Source organism: Microbispora bryophytorum (genome assembly GCF_043197435.1).
GTDB classification, from domain to species: domain Bacteria; phylum Actinomycetota; class Actinomycetes; order Streptosporangiales; family Streptosporangiaceae; genus Microbispora; species Microbispora bryophytorum.
In genome coordinates this window covers 113,963-130,774 of the sequence record NZ_JBICTF010000011.1, presented here as the reverse complement: position 1 = coordinate 130,774, position 16,812 = coordinate 113,963, and the positions used below count along the sequence as shown (strand labels likewise).

Annotated in this window: 16 protein-coding genes; 5 read left to right on the top strand and 11 right to left on the bottom strand. The window is 71.7% G+C overall.

Annotated elements, in window-relative coordinates; translation table 11 throughout:
* Nucleotides 1-90: 90 nt before the first annotated feature.
* Complete coding sequence (locus tag ACGFIB_RS30875) at nt 91-1,317, top strand: carboxylate-amine ligase (RefSeq protein ID WP_357265238.1); 1,227 nt, start codon at nt 91-93, stop codon at nt 1,315-1,317.
* Nucleotides 1,318-1,414: 97 nt separating this feature from the next.
* Here the strand turns inward: ACGFIB_RS30875 and ACGFIB_RS30870 are convergent, their stop codons facing one another.
* From ACGFIB_RS30870 to ACGFIB_RS30845, 6 genes are all read right to left on the bottom strand, one after another.
* Nucleotides 1,415-1,795, bottom strand: coding sequence for an STAS domain-containing protein (locus ACGFIB_RS30870; protein WP_357238599.1), 381 nt, complete (start codon nt 1,793-1,795; stop codon nt 1,415-1,417).
* A 408-nt stretch (nt 1,796-2,203) separates the two neighbouring features.
* Nucleotides 2,204-4,147: a beta-galactosidase gene (locus ACGFIB_RS30865; RefSeq protein ID WP_357238601.1), complete on the bottom strand. Its 1,944-nt coding sequence runs from the start codon at nt 4,145-4,147 to the stop codon at nt 2,204-2,206.
* On the bottom strand, nt 4,147-5,058 hold the full coding sequence (locus tag ACGFIB_RS30860; protein ID WP_191053079.1) for a carbohydrate ABC transporter permease: 912 nt from the start codon (nt 5,056-5,058) through the stop codon (nt 4,147-4,149). The genes ACGFIB_RS30865 and ACGFIB_RS30860 overlap by 1 nt, the downstream gene beginning before the upstream one ends.
* The gene (locus ACGFIB_RS30855) at nt 5,055-6,050 is read right to left on the bottom strand and encodes an ABC transporter permease (protein ID WP_393376623.1); all 996 of its coding nucleotides are present in this window, start codon (nt 6,048-6,050) and stop codon (nt 5,055-5,057) included. The genes ACGFIB_RS30860 and ACGFIB_RS30855 overlap by 4 nt, the downstream gene beginning before the upstream one ends.
* A complete protein-coding gene (locus ACGFIB_RS30850) occupies nt 6,047-7,711 on the bottom strand; it encodes an extracellular solute-binding protein (RefSeq protein WP_357238603.1) in 1,665 nt (554 codons plus the stop codon). The genes ACGFIB_RS30855 and ACGFIB_RS30850 overlap by 4 nt, the downstream gene beginning before the upstream one ends.
* A 159-nt stretch (nt 7,712-7,870) precedes the next feature.
* Nucleotides 7,871-8,662 (bottom strand): hypothetical protein, encoded by a 792-nt coding sequence (locus tag ACGFIB_RS30845; RefSeq protein WP_357238605.1) that lies wholly within the window; start codon nt 8,660-8,662, stop codon nt 7,871-7,873.
* 115 nt (nt 8,663-8,777) lie between these two features.
* On the opposite strand from ACGFIB_RS30845, the gene ACGFIB_RS30840 reads away from it, so the two are divergent.
* From ACGFIB_RS30840 to ACGFIB_RS30825, 4 genes are read left to right on the top strand one after another with little or no spacing between them, the layout of a single operon-like run.
* On the top strand, nt 8,778-11,093 hold the full coding sequence (locus ACGFIB_RS30840) for a polysaccharide lyase 8 family protein (protein WP_357238607.1): 2,316 nt from the start codon (nt 8,778-8,780) through the stop codon (nt 11,091-11,093).
* Nucleotides 11,094-11,108: 15 nt separating this feature from the next.
* Nucleotides 11,109-12,164: a small ribosomal subunit Rsm22 family protein gene (locus ACGFIB_RS30835; RefSeq protein ID WP_357238609.1), complete on the top strand. Its 1,056-nt coding sequence runs from the start codon at nt 11,109-11,111 to the stop codon at nt 12,162-12,164.
* A gap of 49 nt (nt 12,165-12,213) precedes the next feature.
* A complete protein-coding gene (locus ACGFIB_RS30830) occupies nt 12,214-13,566 on the top strand; it encodes a PP2C family protein-serine/threonine phosphatase (RefSeq protein ID WP_357238611.1) in 1,353 nt (450 codons plus the stop codon).
* The gene (locus ACGFIB_RS30825) at nt 13,556-13,915 is read left to right on the top strand and encodes an STAS domain-containing protein (protein ID WP_229689493.1); all 360 of its coding nucleotides are present in this window, start codon (nt 13,556-13,558) and stop codon (nt 13,913-13,915) included. The genes ACGFIB_RS30830 and ACGFIB_RS30825 overlap by 11 nt, the downstream gene beginning before the upstream one ends.
* A 30-nt stretch (nt 13,916-13,945) precedes the next feature.
* On the opposite strand, the gene ACGFIB_RS30820 is transcribed toward ACGFIB_RS30825, so the two are convergent.
* From ACGFIB_RS30820 to ACGFIB_RS30800, 5 genes are all read right to left on the bottom strand, one after another.
* Nucleotides 13,946-14,278: a hypothetical protein gene (locus ACGFIB_RS30820; protein WP_357238613.1), complete on the bottom strand. Its 333-nt coding sequence runs from the start codon at nt 14,276-14,278 to the stop codon at nt 13,946-13,948.
* A gap of 158 nt (nt 14,279-14,436) precedes the next feature.
* A complete protein-coding gene (locus ACGFIB_RS30815) occupies nt 14,437-14,817 on the bottom strand; it encodes a hypothetical protein (protein WP_357238615.1) in 381 nt (126 codons plus the stop codon).
* A gap of 104 nt (nt 14,818-14,921) precedes the next feature.
* Nucleotides 14,922-15,338: a hypothetical protein gene (locus ACGFIB_RS30810; RefSeq protein ID WP_357238617.1), complete on the bottom strand. Its 417-nt coding sequence runs from the start codon at nt 15,336-15,338 to the stop codon at nt 14,922-14,924.
* Nucleotides 15,338-15,703 carry a hypothetical protein gene (locus tag ACGFIB_RS30805; RefSeq protein ID WP_357238619.1) on the bottom strand — a complete coding sequence of 122 codons (366 nt, stop codon included), beginning with the start codon at nt 15,701-15,703 and terminating at the stop codon, nt 15,338-15,340. Before ACGFIB_RS30805 ends, ACGFIB_RS30810 begins: the two co-directional genes overlap by 1 nt.
* Before the next feature lie 205 nt (nt 15,704-15,908).
* Entirely contained in the window at nt 15,909-16,811 is a 903-nt protein-coding gene (locus ACGFIB_RS30800) for a carbohydrate ABC transporter permease (protein ID WP_393329809.1), read from the bottom strand.
* Nucleotide 16,812: the final 1 nt, after the last annotated feature.

Here is a 16,812-nt window from a genome sequence, read left to right as displayed (position 1 = left end):
ACGGTCAAGAAACGCCATATGTGGGTTTTTGCCCGATGGCCAGGGGGAATGGGGGACTGACCGACTGGACCCCTCCTGAAAAGACCGCTTATGCCAGACGTGACAAGGGAGGTCCGGTTCGACACCGTGCACGGACCCTCCCTCGTCGCGCAGGCAACCGTGAGTCCGACGACGCTCACGCTCGGGGTCGAGGAGGAGTTCCTGCTCGCCGATCCGCGAACCGGGCGGGTCGTCCCGGCGGCGCGGGAGATCCGCGAGCGGGCGGCCGGGCCGGGGGCGGACCGGCTGGTGTTCGAACTGACACAGTTCCAACTGGAGAGCAACACCGCCGTGCACACCAGCCTGCGGGACCTGCACGGCGACCTGCTCGAAATGCGCCGCGCGGCCGCGGGCGCCGCCGCGAGCATCGGGCTCGCGCTCGTCGCGTGCGGCACCGCTCTGGACGGCAACCCGGGAGTGCCGCCCCTCTCGCCGTGCCCTCGCTATCAGGCCATGCTCCGCGAGTTCGGGGCGATCATGGATGGTCAGGGCGTCTGCGGCTGCCACGTCCACGTCGGGATCGCCGACCGCGAGGAGGCGCTGCGCGTCAGCAACCACCTGCGGCCCTGGCTCCCGGTCCTGCAGGCGCTGGCGGCGAATTCGCCGATCGCGGACGGCAGGGACACCGGGTATGCGAGCTGGCGTGCGCCGATGATGGGCAGATGGCCGAGCGCGGAGCCGCCGCCGTTCTTCCGGTCGGTCGAGCACTACGAGAGCCTGGTGGCCGGCATGCTGGCCGGGGGCACCATCCTCGACCGCGGAATGATCTATTGGATGGTCCGCCCGTCCGATCATGTGCCGACGCTGGAGATCCGCGCGGCCGACGTGTGCCCGACGGCCGGGGAGACCGTGCTGCTGGCCGGGCTGGTGCGGGGGCTGGCCGAGACGGCGCTGCGCGACGTGCGGGCCGGAGTGCCCGCCCCCGAGGTCGAGGACACCCTGCTGCGGGCGGCCTACTGGAGGGCCGCCCGCGACGGCGTGGACGGCGAGGCCCTCGATCTGCTCGCCGGAGCCGGGGTCTCCGGAGACAAGGTTTGCGGAAACAGGGTTTGCGGAAACAGGGTGCCGGCCTGGCGGCTGGTCGACCGCCTGCTCGATCATGTGCGGCCGGTGCTGGAGGAGAACGGCGACTGGACGCCGTTGACCGACCAGATCGAGCGCCTGCGCCGCAGCGGGTCCGGGGCGGCGCGTCAGCGCGCGGCGTACGCCCGGCGCGGCCGGCTGTGCGACGTGGCCGAGCTGCTCATGGCGCAGACGGCCGCCTCCTGCTGGGCCTGACCGTGCCGGACGTGGGTCCGTTCCCTAGCGCCGAGCGATAGCAAGCCCCCGCCCTCGGCGAGAGGGCGGGGGCGGCGGTCAAACGGTGAGGTCTGTCTCAGACCATGGACACGTCGTGCGATCCGGCCACCACCATGGCGGCGACGGCCTCGACGGGCGTGCCGTCGATGACAAACGTGTCGCGCAGCCGGGTCGCCTCAAGGACGATCTTCAAGATGCCGTGAACGCCGGTGAGCCGCATGGAACCGGCGGCCTTCTCGATTTCGTCCTGTGCGTCCAGCAGCGCTTCCAGGCCGCATGAGTCGCAGAACCGCAGACCGGACGCATCCGCCACGATCTTGACGCGACCCTGGCGAACGAGATGTCTGATCGCCCGGCGGAGCGTGTCCCCGCTGGCGATGTCGAGTTCACCCCGCAGCGCGACCACGACGGCCGGCTGGTGATCGCTCACAGTAATCTCGAGCTGCTGCGTTGTCATATACGCGCCTTCATCCATATTTATCGGGCGTACTGTCTTGAACGACGCTACCCGGCCGAGTGTCAGGTCTCGGTAATGCGCGACGGTCGATGGCATGCGGGTCCGTCCGGCAATCCCACCTGTATGCCAGATTGTGGCAAACAAGTAAAGAAGTCGGGCTTTGTGGCGATCTTCGACAGTGTCTCCCGAACCTTCCGGAATCAGGGCAAAACCCCTGTCCCGTAAGGGCTCCGGCCTTCGGATGACCGCCGAGGCGGGTGCCCGGACGCGGTGACCGCCGCGGGCCGCCCGGTCTCGCGGGGGTGGAGACTGGAGCACTTCAAACATACCAGCCGGCCAAACAAATGAGCCATATCCCCCCTTTCTTCGAAAAATGCTTACTATTCCTATTCTTTCTTTGTGGGCACATTACCGATGATTCGGGCGCGTCTGTGCAGGGACGACGACGTATCCGCCGGGGCCGAGGCTGCCGTCGACGGGTCTGCCGGTGATCAGGTCGATGCCGTCGACCGGCACGGGCTGCTCGTCCTCCGTGTGGTTGATGGCGAAGACCCGGTCCCGCTGCCGTACGACCTCGACGCCGGGGGTGCCGCTCCCGGCCGGCCCGGCGAGCGCGAGGACGCGGGCGTAGCCGGAGTCGTCGAGCCGGGTCGAGACGTACCAGGCCGTGCCGGCGCCGAACCGGTGGCGCGTCACGGCGGGTCCGCCGCCGGGGTAGCGGGCGACCGCCTCCGCCCCGTCCAGGTGGACGACCTCGCTCCACACCGTCGCGGGGCCGAGTTCCGGCAGTTCGACCGGCTCGGCGAGCGGGCGGAACTCCTCCACGCGGACGCCGAGGATCTCGCGCAGCGCCCCCGGGTAGCCGCCCAGCCTGATCCGGGTGCGCTCGTCGGCGATCCCGCTGAAGAACGACACGACGAGCGTGCCGCCGCCCTCCACGTACGCCGCGAGGTTCCGGGCGGCCACGTCGGAGATCAGGTAGAGGCTCGGCACGAGGACGGCCCGGTACGCCGGCAGATCGTGCGACGGATGGGCGAAGCAGACGGCGACGCCCTGCCGCCACAGCACCCGATGGGCCTGCTGGACGGCCGCGAGGTAGTCGATCTCGGCGCTCGGCAGGCCGGGCCCCTGGACGGCCCACCACGCCTCCTCGTCCCACAGGATCGCGACCTCCGCCTCGGCGACCGGCGGCCCGTCGGGTGACCCGCCGGCCGGCGCGGGAATGCGCCCCAGCGCCTCGCCCAGGGCGCAGACCTCACGGAAGACGCGGGAGTCCGGGCCGGCGTGCGGAACCATGCCGGGATGCCACTGCTCGGCGCCGCCGCGGGAGGCCCGCCACTGGAAGAACATCGCGCCCTGCGAGCCCCGGGCGACGTGCTGCAGGCTGTGCCTGGCGATCTCGCCGGGCTCCTTGGGCGACGCGCGCGGGCCCAGCACATACCCCGTGGCCTGCTCCATCAGCAGCCAGGGCCGCCCGCCCGCCCACGATCGGGCCAGGTCGGCGGTGAAGGCGGTCTGCTCGGCCGCCGCCATGCCCCGACCGGAGGGATAGTCGTCGACGGAGACCAGGTCCACCTCGCGCGACCACTTCCAGTGGTCGACGCAGGCCCAGCCGGCCAGCACGTAGTTGGTGGTAACGGGCACGCCGGGGGTCAGCTCGCGAAGCAGGTCGCGCTGCTCGGTGAAGTGGGCGAGCATCTCGTCGGAGACGAACCGGCGGAAGTCGAGCGCCTGCCCCGGATTGGGGAGATACTGCGTCGCCCGGGGCGGGGTGATCTGCGCCCAGTCCGAGTAGTGCTGCCCCCAGAACGCGGTCGTCCAGGCGTCGTTCAGCGCGTCGAGGCCGCCGTACCGCCTGCGCAGCCAGGCCCGGAACGCCGCGGCGGCGTGGTCGCAGTGGCAGGGCGTGCCGTACTCGTTGTGCACGTGCCACATGACCGGCGCGCGGTGGTCGCGGTAGCGCTCGGCGAGGGCGCGGGTGATCCGCAGCGACGCCTCGCGGTACGCCGGGGCGCTCACGCAGTAGGTGTCGCGGCTGCCGTGCGTGAGCCGTACGCCGTCGCGGGTGACGGTCAGGGCATCGGGGTGCGCCAGGGAGAACCACGGCGGGGGAGAGGCGGTCGGGACGGCCAGGTCCACGCCGATCCCTCCGCCGGCGAGCAGGTCGAGCACCCGGTCGAGCCAGCCGAAGGTGTAGCGGCCCTCGGCCGGCTCCAGCCGCGACCAGGAGAAGACGCCGACGGTGACGAGGGTGACCCCCGCCCGGCGCATGAGCGCGACGTCCTCGGCCCACACCTCCTCGGGCCACTGCTCCGGGTTGTAGTCCCCTCCGTACCACAGCGGCATGCGCATCAGCCCTTGATGGCGCCGATGATGACGCCCTTGGTGAAGTGACGCTGCACGAACGGGTAGACGACCAGGGCGGGCAGCACGGCGACGGCGACGATGGCCATCTTGATCGCGAGGGTCGGCGGCGCGACATGGCCGAAGCCGCTCACGCCGACCGTGGCCGTCGGCAGCGGGTTGGAGTCCACGACGTACGACCGCAGGACCAGCGCCAGCGGCCACCTGCGGGTGTCGTCGACGTAGAGCATGGCGTTGAACCACGCGTTCCAGTAGCCGACCGCGTAGAACAGGCCGATGACCGCCGTGACCGCCTTCGCCAGCGGCAGCACGATCCGCCACAGGATGCGGAACTCGCCGGCGCCGTCGATGCGGGCGCTGTCGAGCAGCTCGCGCGGGATGTTCATGAAGAACGCGCGCAGCACGACCACGTTGAACGCCGACACGGCCGACGGCAGGATCAGCGACCAGTACGAGTCCTTCAGCCCGAGCGAGGCCACCATCAGGTAGGTCGGGATCAGGCCGGGGAAGAACACGAACATCAGCAGCACGCAGAACAGGATCGGCCGGTGGAACAGCGTTCCCGGCCGCGACAGCGCGTACGCCCCGAGGACGCTCACGCCGAGGCTGACCGCCGTTCCCACGACGGTGACGCCGGTGCTGACCAGCACCGCGCGGCTGACCACGCTGTCGGAGAAGATCTGGCGGTAGGCGTCGAACGTGATGCCGTCCGGCACCAGCACCAGGCCGCCGACCCGGTTCACCGTGTCGGCCGACGACAGGCTGGTCAGCACGATCGTGTAGAGCGGCAGCAGCACGGCGAGCACGACGAGCACCAGCACGCCGCCCTTGCCGATCCGGCCGGCGGCCGATCCCGGCTCCTCCCAGGGCGCGAGCCCGGACACCTTCGTTGTGTTCATGATCGCGAATACACCCCTCGCTCGCCGAGGGCGTGCGCCACCCGGTTGGCCGCCAGGATGAGCGCCAGCCCGACCAGGCCCTTGAACAGTCCGGCCGCCGCGCCGTAGCCGAAGTCGCCGGTGCGCAGGCCGGACCAGTAGACGAAGGTGTCGAAGACCTCCGACACCTTGCTGCCGACCGCGCCGCGCTGCAGCATGAACTGCTCGAAGCCGACGTTGAGCGCGTCGCCGAGCCGCAGGATCAGCAGCAGCACGATGACCGGCCGCAGGCCCGGCAGCGTGATGTGCCACATCCGGCGCCACCGGCGGGCGCCGTCGACCGCGGCGGCCTCGTACAGGTTCTGGTCGATCGTGCTGAGCGCGGCGAGGAACACGATCGTGCCCCAGCCGGCGTCCTTCCAGACCGTTTGCGCGGTCACGAGCAGGATGAACGTGTCGGAGTTCGTCATCCAGTCGATGCCCGCGTGCCCGTGGTCGCGCAGGATCTGCGCGAGGAGGCCGGCGCCGCCGAACATCTGCTGGAAGATCGCGACCACCAGCACCCACGAGAAGAAGTGGGGCAGGTAGACGACGCCCTGGATGAAGGCCCGCAGCCGCCCGGAGACCACGCTGTTGAGCAGCAGCGCCAGCGCGATCGGCAGCGGGAAGTAGAAGACGAGCTGGAACGCGGTGATGCCGAGTGTGTTCACCACCGCCCGGATGAACTGCGCGTCGCCGAACAGCTGGGCGAAGTTGGTGAACCCGATGATCGGGCTGCCCAGGATGCCGCCGCTGAACGGGTTGTAGTCCTGGAAGGCGATGACGTTCCCCAGCGCCGGGACCCACCAGAACGCGGTGACCAGCACCAGCATCGGCATGGCCATGACCAGCAGCGGCCAGTCCCGGCGCAACCGCGCCGCGAAGGAGTCCTGCCGCGGGCCGGCGGCCGGGCCGGCCTGGGTCGCCCCGGGCCGGACCTCCGTCACACTCCTCGTGTCCGCGTCGGCGCTCACAGCCGCCCGTTCTCCCTGGCGACCTTCATGTAGAACTCGCGGGCCTCGTTGCCGCCCTGCTCCTGCCAGTCCTTGAGGATCGTGGCCCACTCCGAGACCGGCCGCTTGCCGCGGAAGATCTCGTTCATCTTGTCCTCGGTCGGCTGGGTCAGCCCGGCCATCTTGGACGGCCTCTCCACCCGGATGCCGACGAACGGGTCGTTCTCCAGGTATCGCGAGGCCGTCTGCTCCCAGCCGTGGTAGGCCTCGACGTAGCCGGGGTACTGGTTCTCGGTGATCGCGCCGGGCCGTCCGGCCAGGAACAGGTACGTCGGGGCGACCTCCTTGCGGCCGAGCGCGGTCTGCTGGACCTGCCCGTCCTTGATCGTGAAGTGCTCGCCCTCGACGCCGTTGTTCACCAGGTCGTACTCCTGCGTGCCGTACGGCGCGGAGCACCAGTCGGCGATGCCGAGCAGCTCGCGGGTGCGGGCGTCGCCGAGGCCCTTCCTGATGAAGCAGAACATGCCGGCGGGCTCGTTGCGCCAGACGATGACCTTGCCGCCCGGGTGGGCCGGGTAGGGGTCCACGGCCCGCACGTCGATCTTCGGGTTGCCGGGCAGATAGTTGCCGAGGATCTCGTGGATCGCGCCGAGCCCGTCCTTGTACATGACGAGCTGCCCGGTGCCGAAGAGCTCCTTGTGGTCGGCGAACTGGTTGGCCACGACGTCCGGATGGACGTATCCCGCCTCGAACAGCTTTGTCAGGAGCTCGATGGACTGCTGCCACTCCGGCGTCTCGTACTTGTAGATCAGGGTGCCGTCGGGCTGCTTGCGCCACTCGCGCGGGGCGCCGAACGCCCGCTGGACCTCCTGGCCCATGTCGCCGAACGCCCAGCGCTTCTTCTTCGGGTCGGTCAGCTCCCTGCCCAGGGTGAGCAGGTCGTCGGCGCTCTTGGGCACGGACAGGCCGAGCTCGTCGAGGATGTCCGTGCGGACGATCGTGGCGAACGGGTAGGGCGCGTTCTGCCACGGGATGCCCTGGAGCACGCCGCCGAACACGCCGTACGTCCACGCGGCGGTGTCGTAGTTGGCCAGCAGCGGGAACTCCTTGGCCTTGTCGCCCGCGAGATAGGGCGACAGGTCGGCGAAGAGCTTGTTGGCCGCCTCGGTGAAGTGGGCGATGGAGTCGATGTTCCAGCCCGGGATCTGGATCATCTCGGGCACGTCGCCGCTGGCGAGGATCGTGTTCAGCTTGTCGACGTAGGTGTTGCCGTCGGAGATGTTGAACCGGACGACCCCGCCGAGCCGCTCGTTGACGGCGTCGTAGTAGGAGTTGTCGCCGAGACCGGGAGGGACGGTGCCCCACAGCGGGGTCATCGCCCTGACCTCCGCGCCGCTGGTGATCGGCTTGGTGGTGACGGCCTGGACCATCGTGCCCGGCCTGGTCAGGAAGCCGGGTTCGACGAACTCCGAGCCGGGCAGGTCGGGCGTCAGGCCGGTCACCTGGAACGGCACGCGGGCGGGCACGAGGCCCTTGAGCTTGTCGGCGGCGACGGCGGTGCCCTTGGACACCTCTTTCTTGGCCGCGCAGCCGGTGAGGCCGGCGGCGGCGAACGCGCCCGCGCCGACCATCCCGAGGAATCCGCGGCGGCTGGTCAGGGGGCCGCCGGGAGGTTGGCTCATGGGTGCGGTCCTTCCGGGAATCGAGTCATTTAGTTCGTCAATTGGCCAAACAAACTAACCCCGTGAGCGGGGCGGCGACAAGATTCCATGAAACGTTCACCGCCATCGCGGCCGGTGGGCATCCCGTCCTGCGGGCGCCCCGGCCGGCCGCGTGAGACGTCAGGCGCAGCCGACGCGCCGGGTGCTCAGAGCGATGTCGTCCACCCAGAGGTCGTACGCCGCGGGGGAGGGGTTCGGCTGGTAGAGCTGCCAGCCGATCTTGACGGTGTCGAAGCGGGGGAAGACGAAGTCGACGTCGTTGCCGCCGTGGGCGCGGGTGGACACGGTGAGGTCGGGCTTGGGCACCCCGTCGAACCAGAGCGAGATCGCGTTGTCGGCGGGGTCCATCCGCCACTCGACGCACTGCCACCCCCCGGCGTTGGAGGGGGCCGACTCGCGCCAGTTGGTCCAGTCGCCGGTCGGGCCGCCGTCCGCGCCGACGCCCCACAGGTCCTCGCGCAGCGTGGGGACGTACTGGCCGCCGAGCGGCCGGACGATCTCCGGGCCCGCCCCGGTGGCCTCGACCAGCGTGTAGTGGGCCCAGTCGGGCGCGGTCGGGAACGCCTTCACGCGCAGCCGCAGGCGGCCGTAGAAGCCGTTGCCGGGCGGGGCGAAGTCGTCCACCTTGAGGAACGCCCGCCCGTTGCCCTCGGTGTGGACGTGCAGCACCTTCTGCCCGCGTTCGGCGTGCTCCACGGTGAGCGTGCCGTGCTTGGTGTCGACGCCCCAGCCGAGGCTCGCCGCGCCGCCGACCGGCAGCGACTGGAAGTCCTCGCAGAACAGCGTGCCGCCCTTCGCGCAGGTCCCCGGCCCGTGCGGCGGGGGCGGGGGCGCCGCGGAGGCGGCCGGCGCGGCCGTCAGCGGCAGCAGCAGAGCCAGACAGGACAACACCACGCGTGACAGTCGTCGCACGACGCGCTCCTTTTCCCGGTGACAACGGCAGAAGTAAGGTACGTCAGTTGGGAGCGCTCCCATAGAGGCGCGTGGAAGATCGATGAAAGGGAGGGATCGCGCGGATAATCTACGCGTGAAAGGACCTTCCCGGCGATTATTTCTCCAGCTCGGCGGGCTCGCCGCGCTGGCCGTGGCCTGTGCCGCCCCGCGTGCGAAGGCCACCCCTGAGGACGCCGGAACCTTCATCCTGCTGCGCCGCCGATGGCGGGAGGTCACGCTCGGCTGGCCGGGGACGTTCGACCCGGAGCGGGAGCCGTACCGGACCCGGCTGGCGCGGCTGGGCGCGCAGGCCGCCCGGCACCGCGACGCGATGACGCCCACGCGCCGGTCGCTCTGGCCGGACCTGCCCTTCCCCTCTCTCGACGCCACCCCGGCGCGGCTGCGGGCGATGGCCCGGGCGTACGCGCTGCCGGGCACCGGGCTGACCGCCGAGCCGGGCCTCGGCACGGCGGTCGCCGCGGGCGTCGAGCACTACGTGCGGCACGTGTACGCCGCGGACGCCGAGCAGACCGGCAACTGGTGGGACTGGCGGATCGGGACGCCCAGGGCGCTGCTCGACGCGGCCGTGCTGGCCGCCCCGCACCTGACGGACACCCAGGTCTCGGCGCTGTGCGAGGCGGTGGACACCTTCGTGCCGGAAAGCCGCCTGGACGACTACGAGGGCAACAGCACCGGGGCGAACCGGGTCGATCTGTGCACGGTGACGCTGCTGCGGGCGATCGCGGGCGGTGACCCCGGCCGTGCCGCGCTCGCCGCGTCGGCGCTCTCTCCGGTGTTCCCCTACGTCACCGAGGGCGACGGCTTCTACCGCGACGGCTCGTTCATCCAACACGGCTCCGTCGCCTACCAGGGTGGGTACGGCGCGGTGCTGCTGACCGGCCTCGCCACGCTGTTCGCCGTGCTGCGGGGCACACCGTGGGAGATCACCGACCCGGCGGCGGGCACCGTCCTCGACGCGGTGGACAGGGCGTTCGCGCCCTTCGTCCACGACGGCGCCTGCATGGACCTCGTACGCGGACGGGGCATCGACAGGCGGTCGTACGGCGACCACAGGAGGGGCAGGGAGATCGCCGCGGCGGTCCTGCTGCTGGCCGAGACCGCTCCCGACGCGGAGCGGGCCCGCTGGCGGGCCATGGTCAAGGGCTGGGCCCTACGCGACACCGCCGAGCCCATGCTCCAGGTGGCGGAGGGGGCGACACAGGGCGGCGACCTGGCGTTCCACGCGCGCCTGTCGGCCGTGCTGGACGACGCGGCCGTCCCGGCCGCCGCCGAGCCCACCGGGCACCGCCTGTTCCCCATGAGCGCCCGCGCCGTGCACCGCAGGCCCGGCTGGTGCGCGGCGGTCAGCATGGCCTCCTCCCGCGTCGCGCACTACGAGCACGGCAACGGCGAGAACCTGCGCGGCTGGCACACCGGCTCGGGGATGCTCTATTGGTGGACCACCGGCCAGGGGGATCAGTACTCCGACTCCTTCTGGCCCACCGTGGACCCCTACCGGCTGCCGGGCACGACGGTCTCCACCCGGCGGCTGCCGGACGGCGCGGGCGGCGGGTGGGGCGACACCCGCCCGCCGGCCGAATGGGTGGGCGGCGCGACCGACGGGGTGTGCGCCGCCGTGGGTCAGCACCTGTTCGGCCTGGAGAGCACGCTGGAGGCGTTCAAGTCGTGGTTCTTCCTCGACGACGCCGTGGTCTGCCTCGGCGCGGGCATCACCTGCCGCGACGGCGTGCCGGTCGAGACCGTCGTGGACAACCGCAGGGCCGGCGCCCGGCTCACCGTGGGCACCGGATGGGCTCATCTGGACGGCCACGGCGGTTACGTCGTGCCCGCCGGGCAGTCGCTGCGCACGCTGCGCGAGGACCGTACGGCCGCGGGGGTCACCCGGCCCTACGCGACACTGTGGCTGGACCACGGCGTGGACCCTGGCATGGACAGTGGCGCGGCCGGTTACGTCTACCACCTCATGCCGGGGGCGGGCCCGGCGGAGACCGCCGCCCGCGCCGCCGATCCCGGCTGGGCCCGGGTGCTCGCCAACACCTCCGCGCAGCAGGGGATCGAGGTCCCGTCGCTGGGCGTCACCGCGGTGAACTTCTGGACGGGCGGCCGGGCCGGGGGGCGGGCGGGCGGCCTGACGGCCTCCGATCCGTGCGCGGTCCTCGTGCGCGACCTCGGCGACGGCACGGCCACGGTGACGGTGGCCGATCCCCGGTGCGCCCTCGACGGGCTGACGGTGACGTGGGACCACCCGGTGGCCGGGGTCACGCGGGGTCACCCGCTGCTGCGCCGCGTGGAGACCGGCGCCCGGCTCGCGCTCACGTTCGGCGGGCTGGCCGATCAGCAGGGCGCCTCCTGCCAGGTGATCGTGCGACTCGGCGTTTCGACAGCCTGAGCGGAGCGGGGCATCATGAACGCCGTGTCCACCCTGCCCGATGACCTGGACGACGCGCTGGAAGCGTCGCTCGGACGCTTCCCGGCGGCCGAGCTGACGCGAAGCGTGCAGACGCTCATCCGGCAGTACCGGGAGGGCTTCGACCGGAGCGTGCCCGCGCTGAGCTCGGAGGTCGCGGTCGCCGCGTACGCCGGATACCGCATGCCGGCGACCTACAGCGCCGTGCGCGCGGCGCTGCGCCAGGTCGCCCTGTTCGCCCCCGGTTTCGCGCCGCGTACGCAGGTCGACGTGGGCGGCGGCACGGGCAGCGCGCTGTGGGCCGCGAGCGCGGTCTGGCCGACGCTGCGCACGGTCACCGTCCTGGAGCAGTCCCCCTCCGCCATCGCCTTTGGGCAGCGGCTGGCCGGTCACGCGCCCGCGGCGGCCGTACGGGAGGCGCGCTGGCAGCGGGCGTTCGTCGACCGGAGCACGCCCGCGCCGGTGGCCGACCTGGTCACGATGTCCTACGTGCTCGGCGAGCTGTCGCCCGCCGTCCAGGAGGACGTGGTCGGGTCTCTGGCGTCGGAGACGGCCCGCGCCGCGGGCATGCTGGTGATCGTCGAGCCCGGCACGCCCGCCGGCTACGCCCGGATCGCGGCGGCCCGGCAGCTCCTGACGAAGTCGGGCCTGCACCTGGTCGCCCCCTGCCCGCACGACGGACAGTGCCCGATCCGCCCGGACCAGGACTGGTGTCACTTCGCGGTCCGCCTCAGCCGGACCGCCCTGCACCGGCGGATAAAGGACGGCACGCTGAGCTTCGAGGACGAGAAGTTCTCCTACATCGCGGCGTCGGCCCGGCCGTGGCCGCGAGCGGAGAGCCGGATCCTGCGCCACCCCCTCAAGCGCAAGGGACTGGTGACGCTGCGCCTGTGCACGGCCGAGGACGGGCTGGCCGACCGTGCGGTCTCCAAGCGCCAGGGCGAGACCTACCGCGAGGCGCGCGACGTCATCTGGGGCGACGCCTGGCCGCCACCCGCCGATGAGTCACCGAGTCCGGCAGGCCAGGAAGGAGACAGTTCAACGATTTCGTAGGATAGGGCAAATCATTCACCGGCCAGGCGGCCGCCCAAGGCCCCACCCGGTGCGACGGAAGGAGCTCACGGTCAGCACCGTCGACGAAGCGCCAGGCAGGCCGATGCCGCTCACCTCCGCCCCGGAGGCGAGCCGTCTCACGGCCGTGCGCCGCTACGCGGCCCTGGAGACCGCCTCCGGCGCCGCGCTCGACCGGGTGGCCGGCCTGGCCGCGCGGATCTTCCACGCTCCCTTCGCCACCGTCACGATCGTCGGCGACGACACGGTCCGCGCCATCGCCGCGCACGGGCTGCCCCCGCGCCGCGGGCTCGTCGAGAGCCTGTGCGCCGCGGCCGTGCGGCACGGCGGTCCGTACGTCGTCCACGACGCGCTGCTGGACCCTCAGGCGGCCGGCGACCCGGCGGTGCGCGGTGAGCCGGGCATCCGTTTCTTCGCCGCCGCGCTGATCACGACGCCCGACGGCGAGGCGCTGGGCAGCGTCAACGTCATGGACGTCCGCCCCCGTGAGGCCGGCGACGAGGAGCTGGACTGCCTGCGGGACCTGGCCGGCCTCGTCATGGACGAACTCGAGGTGCGGCTGGCCACACACCGTACGGTCGAGATCGAGAGGGAGCTGCGCGCGGGCGCAGAGCGGCTGGCCCGCACTCTGCAGCGCACCTTGCTCCCGCCGGTGTTGCCCCGGGTGCCGGGACTGCGCGCGGCCGCCGCCTATCACCCCGTCTCGGCCGACGAGGTGGGTGGCGACTTCTACGACCTGTTCCCCCTCGACGGCGACCGGTGGGGGTTCTTCCTCGGCGACGTCTGCGGCAAGGGCGCCGACGCCGCCGCGCTGACGTCGCTGGTCCGCTACACCCTGCGCGCCGCGGCGGTCTACGACGCCGACCCGCACGCGGTGCTGGCCAATCTCGACGCGGTCCTGCAACAGGAGCACGCGGGCGGCGAGGCCCCGGTGCCGTACTGCACGGCGGTCTTCGGCGTCCTGCAGCCCGACGATGACGGGTTCGGCGTCACGCTCGCCACCGGGGGCCATCCCCCGGCGCTGGCGGTGCGGTCGAACGGCCTCGTCGAGCCGATCCACCCGGCCGGGGGTCAGCTGATCGGCATCCTGCGCGATCCCCACTTCGCCCAGGTGAGCGCGCGCCTGAACGCCGGCGACGCGCTGCTGCTCTACACCGACGGCCTCACCGAGGCGCGGACGCCGACCGGCTCGATGCTCGACGAAGACGGACTGACCGCCTACCTCGCCGCCGCCAGGCCCACAAGCGCCGACGCCCTCCTCACCACCGTGCACGACCTGATCACGGCCCTGGGCAAGGGGGTCTCGGACGACACCGCGATCCTCGCCCTCTCCGTCCCGCCCGCCACTCGAACGCCGTCCTCCGGGAGTCTCGGTGCAGCATGACAACGGTCTGACCGTCAGCCTCCAGCCGCATACCTCCGGGCCGCACCTGCTGGTCGTGGCCGGTGACCTGGATCATCACACGACGCCACGCCTGCGGGCGGCCCTGGAGGAGGTGAAGTTCGGTCCGGACGCCGACCTGGTGATCGACCTGTCCGGCCTGACCTTCTGCGACTCCACGGGCATCGCCACGCTGGTCGCGGCCCACCAGCGCGCCGCCGACGCGGGCGCCGCCCTGTTCCTGGCCGGCCTGGACGCCGACATCGCCCGCGTCTTCCAGATCATGGGCCTGGACCAGCTGCTCTCCTTCTACGACAGCCCGGAAGAGGCCGTACGCGCGCTGAGTGAATGACGCTGAGTGAGTGAGTGGGGCGGGTGAGGGCTACAGGGGCGCCGCGACGGCGACCGCGATGTTCTGCCTGATGTCGCAGTGGCTGGTCCGGCGGCAGAAACCGTCGGCCACGCTGGTCGCTCCGCCCGCGGTGCTGGCCGCGGTGTGCTGGTGACCGCGATTGCGCGTGGGACTGCGCAGATAGACGATGTTCCGGTTGCGGGTGCCGTTGCCGACGGACGCCGGGCCGTCTCCGTCCCCCCGCCCGGCCCGCGCGTGCGCGGGAGCGGTGAGGAGGACCTGCGCGGCGGCGGCGACCGCGACGAGGACGAGGACGACGGCGAACGGCGGGACACGCCGAGATGCACCGCAGGAATGAAGCATCCGCCACCACCCGTCCGCCCGCCCGTTCGAAGCCCGGTCACTCGAAGCCTCGTCACTCGAAGCCCGGTCACTCGAAGCCTCGTCACACGGTAGCCTCCGCCGGGGTCCGGCCGATGTCTTCGACGCGCCGGGTCCCGCCGCGTTCCCGGCGCGGCGCGTCAGCGCCCGTTGATCACGGTGCCGCTCGTCCGGGGAGAGCTCTGGTTGCGGCCCCGGAGATTCTGGGAGCCCCTGCAGCCGGGTCGGCGCATGCAGTTGGAGGCCTGGGTGTTCACCGACGCGTCCACGCCCGTGACGACCTGCTGGGCGCCCGACATGTTCCGCTGGCTGCCGACGAGCAGGGAGTTGAGGTTGTTCTGGCCGTTGTTGATCACATACCTGGAGTTGGCGCCGTTTCCGTCGCCGCCGCCCCGGCTCGTCGCCGCGTCCGCGCTCGCGGGGGCGAGCGCGAGGCCGGCGCTCGTGAGCGTCAGCGCGGTCAGCGCCAGCAGTCGCGCCGCCGGGCCGGTGAGCGCGTGCCGCCCCCTGTGACGAGCCATGTTCCCCCGCGCCTTCCCCGTCGTCCGTCAAGGAGATCCGCTCGTACGGACCTTCCGGGCATCTACCCCGGGCAGCCGCGCCGGTCACGGCCGCTGGACGAGGATTAGGACCTCCCAGCGGAACGATCTCCGTTGGGCTCTGGTCGCGGGCCGGCCGTGGAGGCCCGGCCTCCGGACGACGATCCGCTGTGCCGCCGGGGTCGTGCCTCCGGAAGGCGGACCACGTCGCTCTGCCGGTCCGACGCGCGCACCCGCTGGGTCAGGTCGCAGAGCCGGGACCACCGGCGGCACATGATGCTCTGCGCGTTGGCCAGGCCGCCGACGCCGATCGTGTTCTGCTGGATGCCGGTCCCGCTTCGCGCGCTCCCCACCGTCAGCTGACTGACGTTGCGGACCCCGTTGCCGAGGCGGACGGTGGCGCTGTTGCCGTTGCGGTCGCCGTTCCCGGCGGCGGAGGAGGGTGAGGCGGCGAGCGCCGCCGTCGCGATCGCGACCGCCGCCAGGGCGAGACCGTCCCGCATCAGCGGTTCACCGCCCGCGTCCGGGGACTGTGCGCGCGGACGTTCTGCGACAGCGCGCAGAGCCGGCCGCGCGGCCTGCACAGTCCGCCCTGCACGCTGCTGAGCCCGCCCACTTCCGCCGAGAACTGGTGGAGGGCGCCGCGCAGGTGTGTGCTGCCCATCGCCACCAGGTTGCGGTTGGCCGAGCCGTTGCCCACGCGTACGGCGGAGCGGTTCCCGTTGCCGTCACCGGCCGCCGCCGCGCCCGCGGGCGCCACCAGAGGCAGTGACAGGGCCAGAGACAGGGCCAGTGCGAGGGCGAGCGCCGTCGCGGGCCGTCGCGGCAGGGAGCCGGGGAATGCCCTGAGGGTGTGAATGATCGGCATCGAGGTGGCTGTACCCCGCCCGCCGGTTCGTGTCCCGCCCCCGGCGGAAACCGGGCCGGATCATGCCCCGATCGACGAACGGCCGCCCCTTGGGTGAAGGGACGGCCGCTCGGCGGTTATCGGCGGGTCACCTCGTACGTCCGCGGGAGCGACCGGATGCCGCCCCGGATCGGCGCCCGGTCCGCCTCGCCGGCAGACGGCCGAGCTACTTGCCGAAACCGGCGGTCAGGCCGCTGAGCAGCTGACGGCGGCCGACCGTGTAGAGGATCAGAATCGGCAGGATGGTCAGCACGACGGAGGCCAGCACAGCGGGCACGTTCACGCCGTAAGGCCCGCCCTGGAACGCCGCCAGCGCCAGCGGGAGCGTGCGCTTGTCGGGGCTCTGGGTGAGGATCAGCGGAAGCAGGAACCCGTTCCAGACCTGCAACGCGTTGTAGATCGACACCGTCACCACGGCCGGCCGCGTGAGCGGGAAGGCCAGGCCCCACAGGGTCTTCCACTCGGACGCGCCGTCCAGCCGCATCGACTCGAACAGCTCCTTCGGCACGTCCCTGATGAAGTTGGACAGCACCAGCACCGACAGCGGGATCGCGAAGGCGATCGACGGCAGGATCAGCGCCGTCAGCGAGTCGTAGAGCTGCATCTTGATGATCAGCAGGTAGACGGGGATGACCGTCGCCTGCAGGGGGATGGCCAGGCCCATGAGGAACAGCGAGTTGACGCCGCGCAGGAAGCGGTTGGCGCCGCTGCTCCGGACGATCGCGTACGCCGCCATGAACGAGAACAGCACCGACGGGATCACCGTGCCGATGGCGACGATGAGGCTGTTCAGGAAGTACAGCGGGAAGTCCATCTCGATCACGAGCCGGTAGTTGTCCAGCGTCGGATCACCGGGCGGCGCGAACGGGTTGGTCAGGTAGTAGTTGGACTGCGTCTTGAGACTGGTGATCACGATCCAGTAGATCGGGATGAGCACCACGGCCAGCCAGAGCCAGCTCACCAGCCCACCCAGCCAGTTCGGGCGCTGCCGGCTCTTCGCCGGATGGCGTCCGTGCGCCCCGGACGTGGCGGGGCGCTTGGCCGCCCTCGATGTGTGGGTCGTGGTCACG

What these genes read in the sequence shown, in the direction of transcription:
- ACGFIB_RS30875 (WP_357265238.1), top strand. Translation starts at nt 91, where the DNA reads ATGCCAGACGTGACAAGGGAGGTCCGGTTCGACACCGTGCACGGACCC.
- ACGFIB_RS30870 (WP_357238599.1), bottom strand. Translation starts at nt 1,795, where the DNA reads ATGACAACGCAGCAGCTCGAGATTACTGTGAGCGATCACCAGCCGGCC.
- ACGFIB_RS30865 (WP_357238601.1), bottom strand. Translation starts at nt 4,147, where the DNA reads ATGCGCATGCCGCTGTGGTACGGAGGGGACTACAACCCGGAGCAGTGG.
- ACGFIB_RS30860 (WP_191053079.1), bottom strand. Translation starts at nt 5,058, where the DNA reads ATGAACACAACGAAGGTGTCCGGGCTCGCGCCCTGGGAGGAGCCGGGA.
- ACGFIB_RS30850 (WP_357238603.1), bottom strand. Translation starts at nt 7,711, where the DNA reads ATGAGCCAACCTCCCGGCGGCCCCCTGACCAGCCGCCGCGGATTCCTC.
- ACGFIB_RS30835 (WP_357238609.1), top strand. Translation starts at nt 11,109, where the DNA reads ATGAACGCCGTGTCCACCCTGCCCGATGACCTGGACGACGCGCTGGAA.
- ACGFIB_RS30820 (WP_357238613.1), bottom strand. Translation starts at nt 14,278, where the DNA reads ATGCTTCATTCCTGCGGTGCATCTCGGCGTGTCCCGCCGTTCGCCGTC.
- ACGFIB_RS30815 (WP_357238615.1), bottom strand. Translation starts at nt 14,817, where the DNA reads ATGGCTCGTCACAGGGGGCGGCACGCGCTCACCGGCCCGGCGGCGCGA.
- ACGFIB_RS30810 (WP_357238617.1), bottom strand. Translation starts at nt 15,338, where the DNA reads ATGCGGGACGGTCTCGCCCTGGCGGCGGTCGCGATCGCGACGGCGGCG.
- ACGFIB_RS30805 (WP_357238619.1), bottom strand. Translation starts at nt 15,703, where the DNA reads ATGCCGATCATTCACACCCTCAGGGCATTCCCCGGCTCCCTGCCGCGA.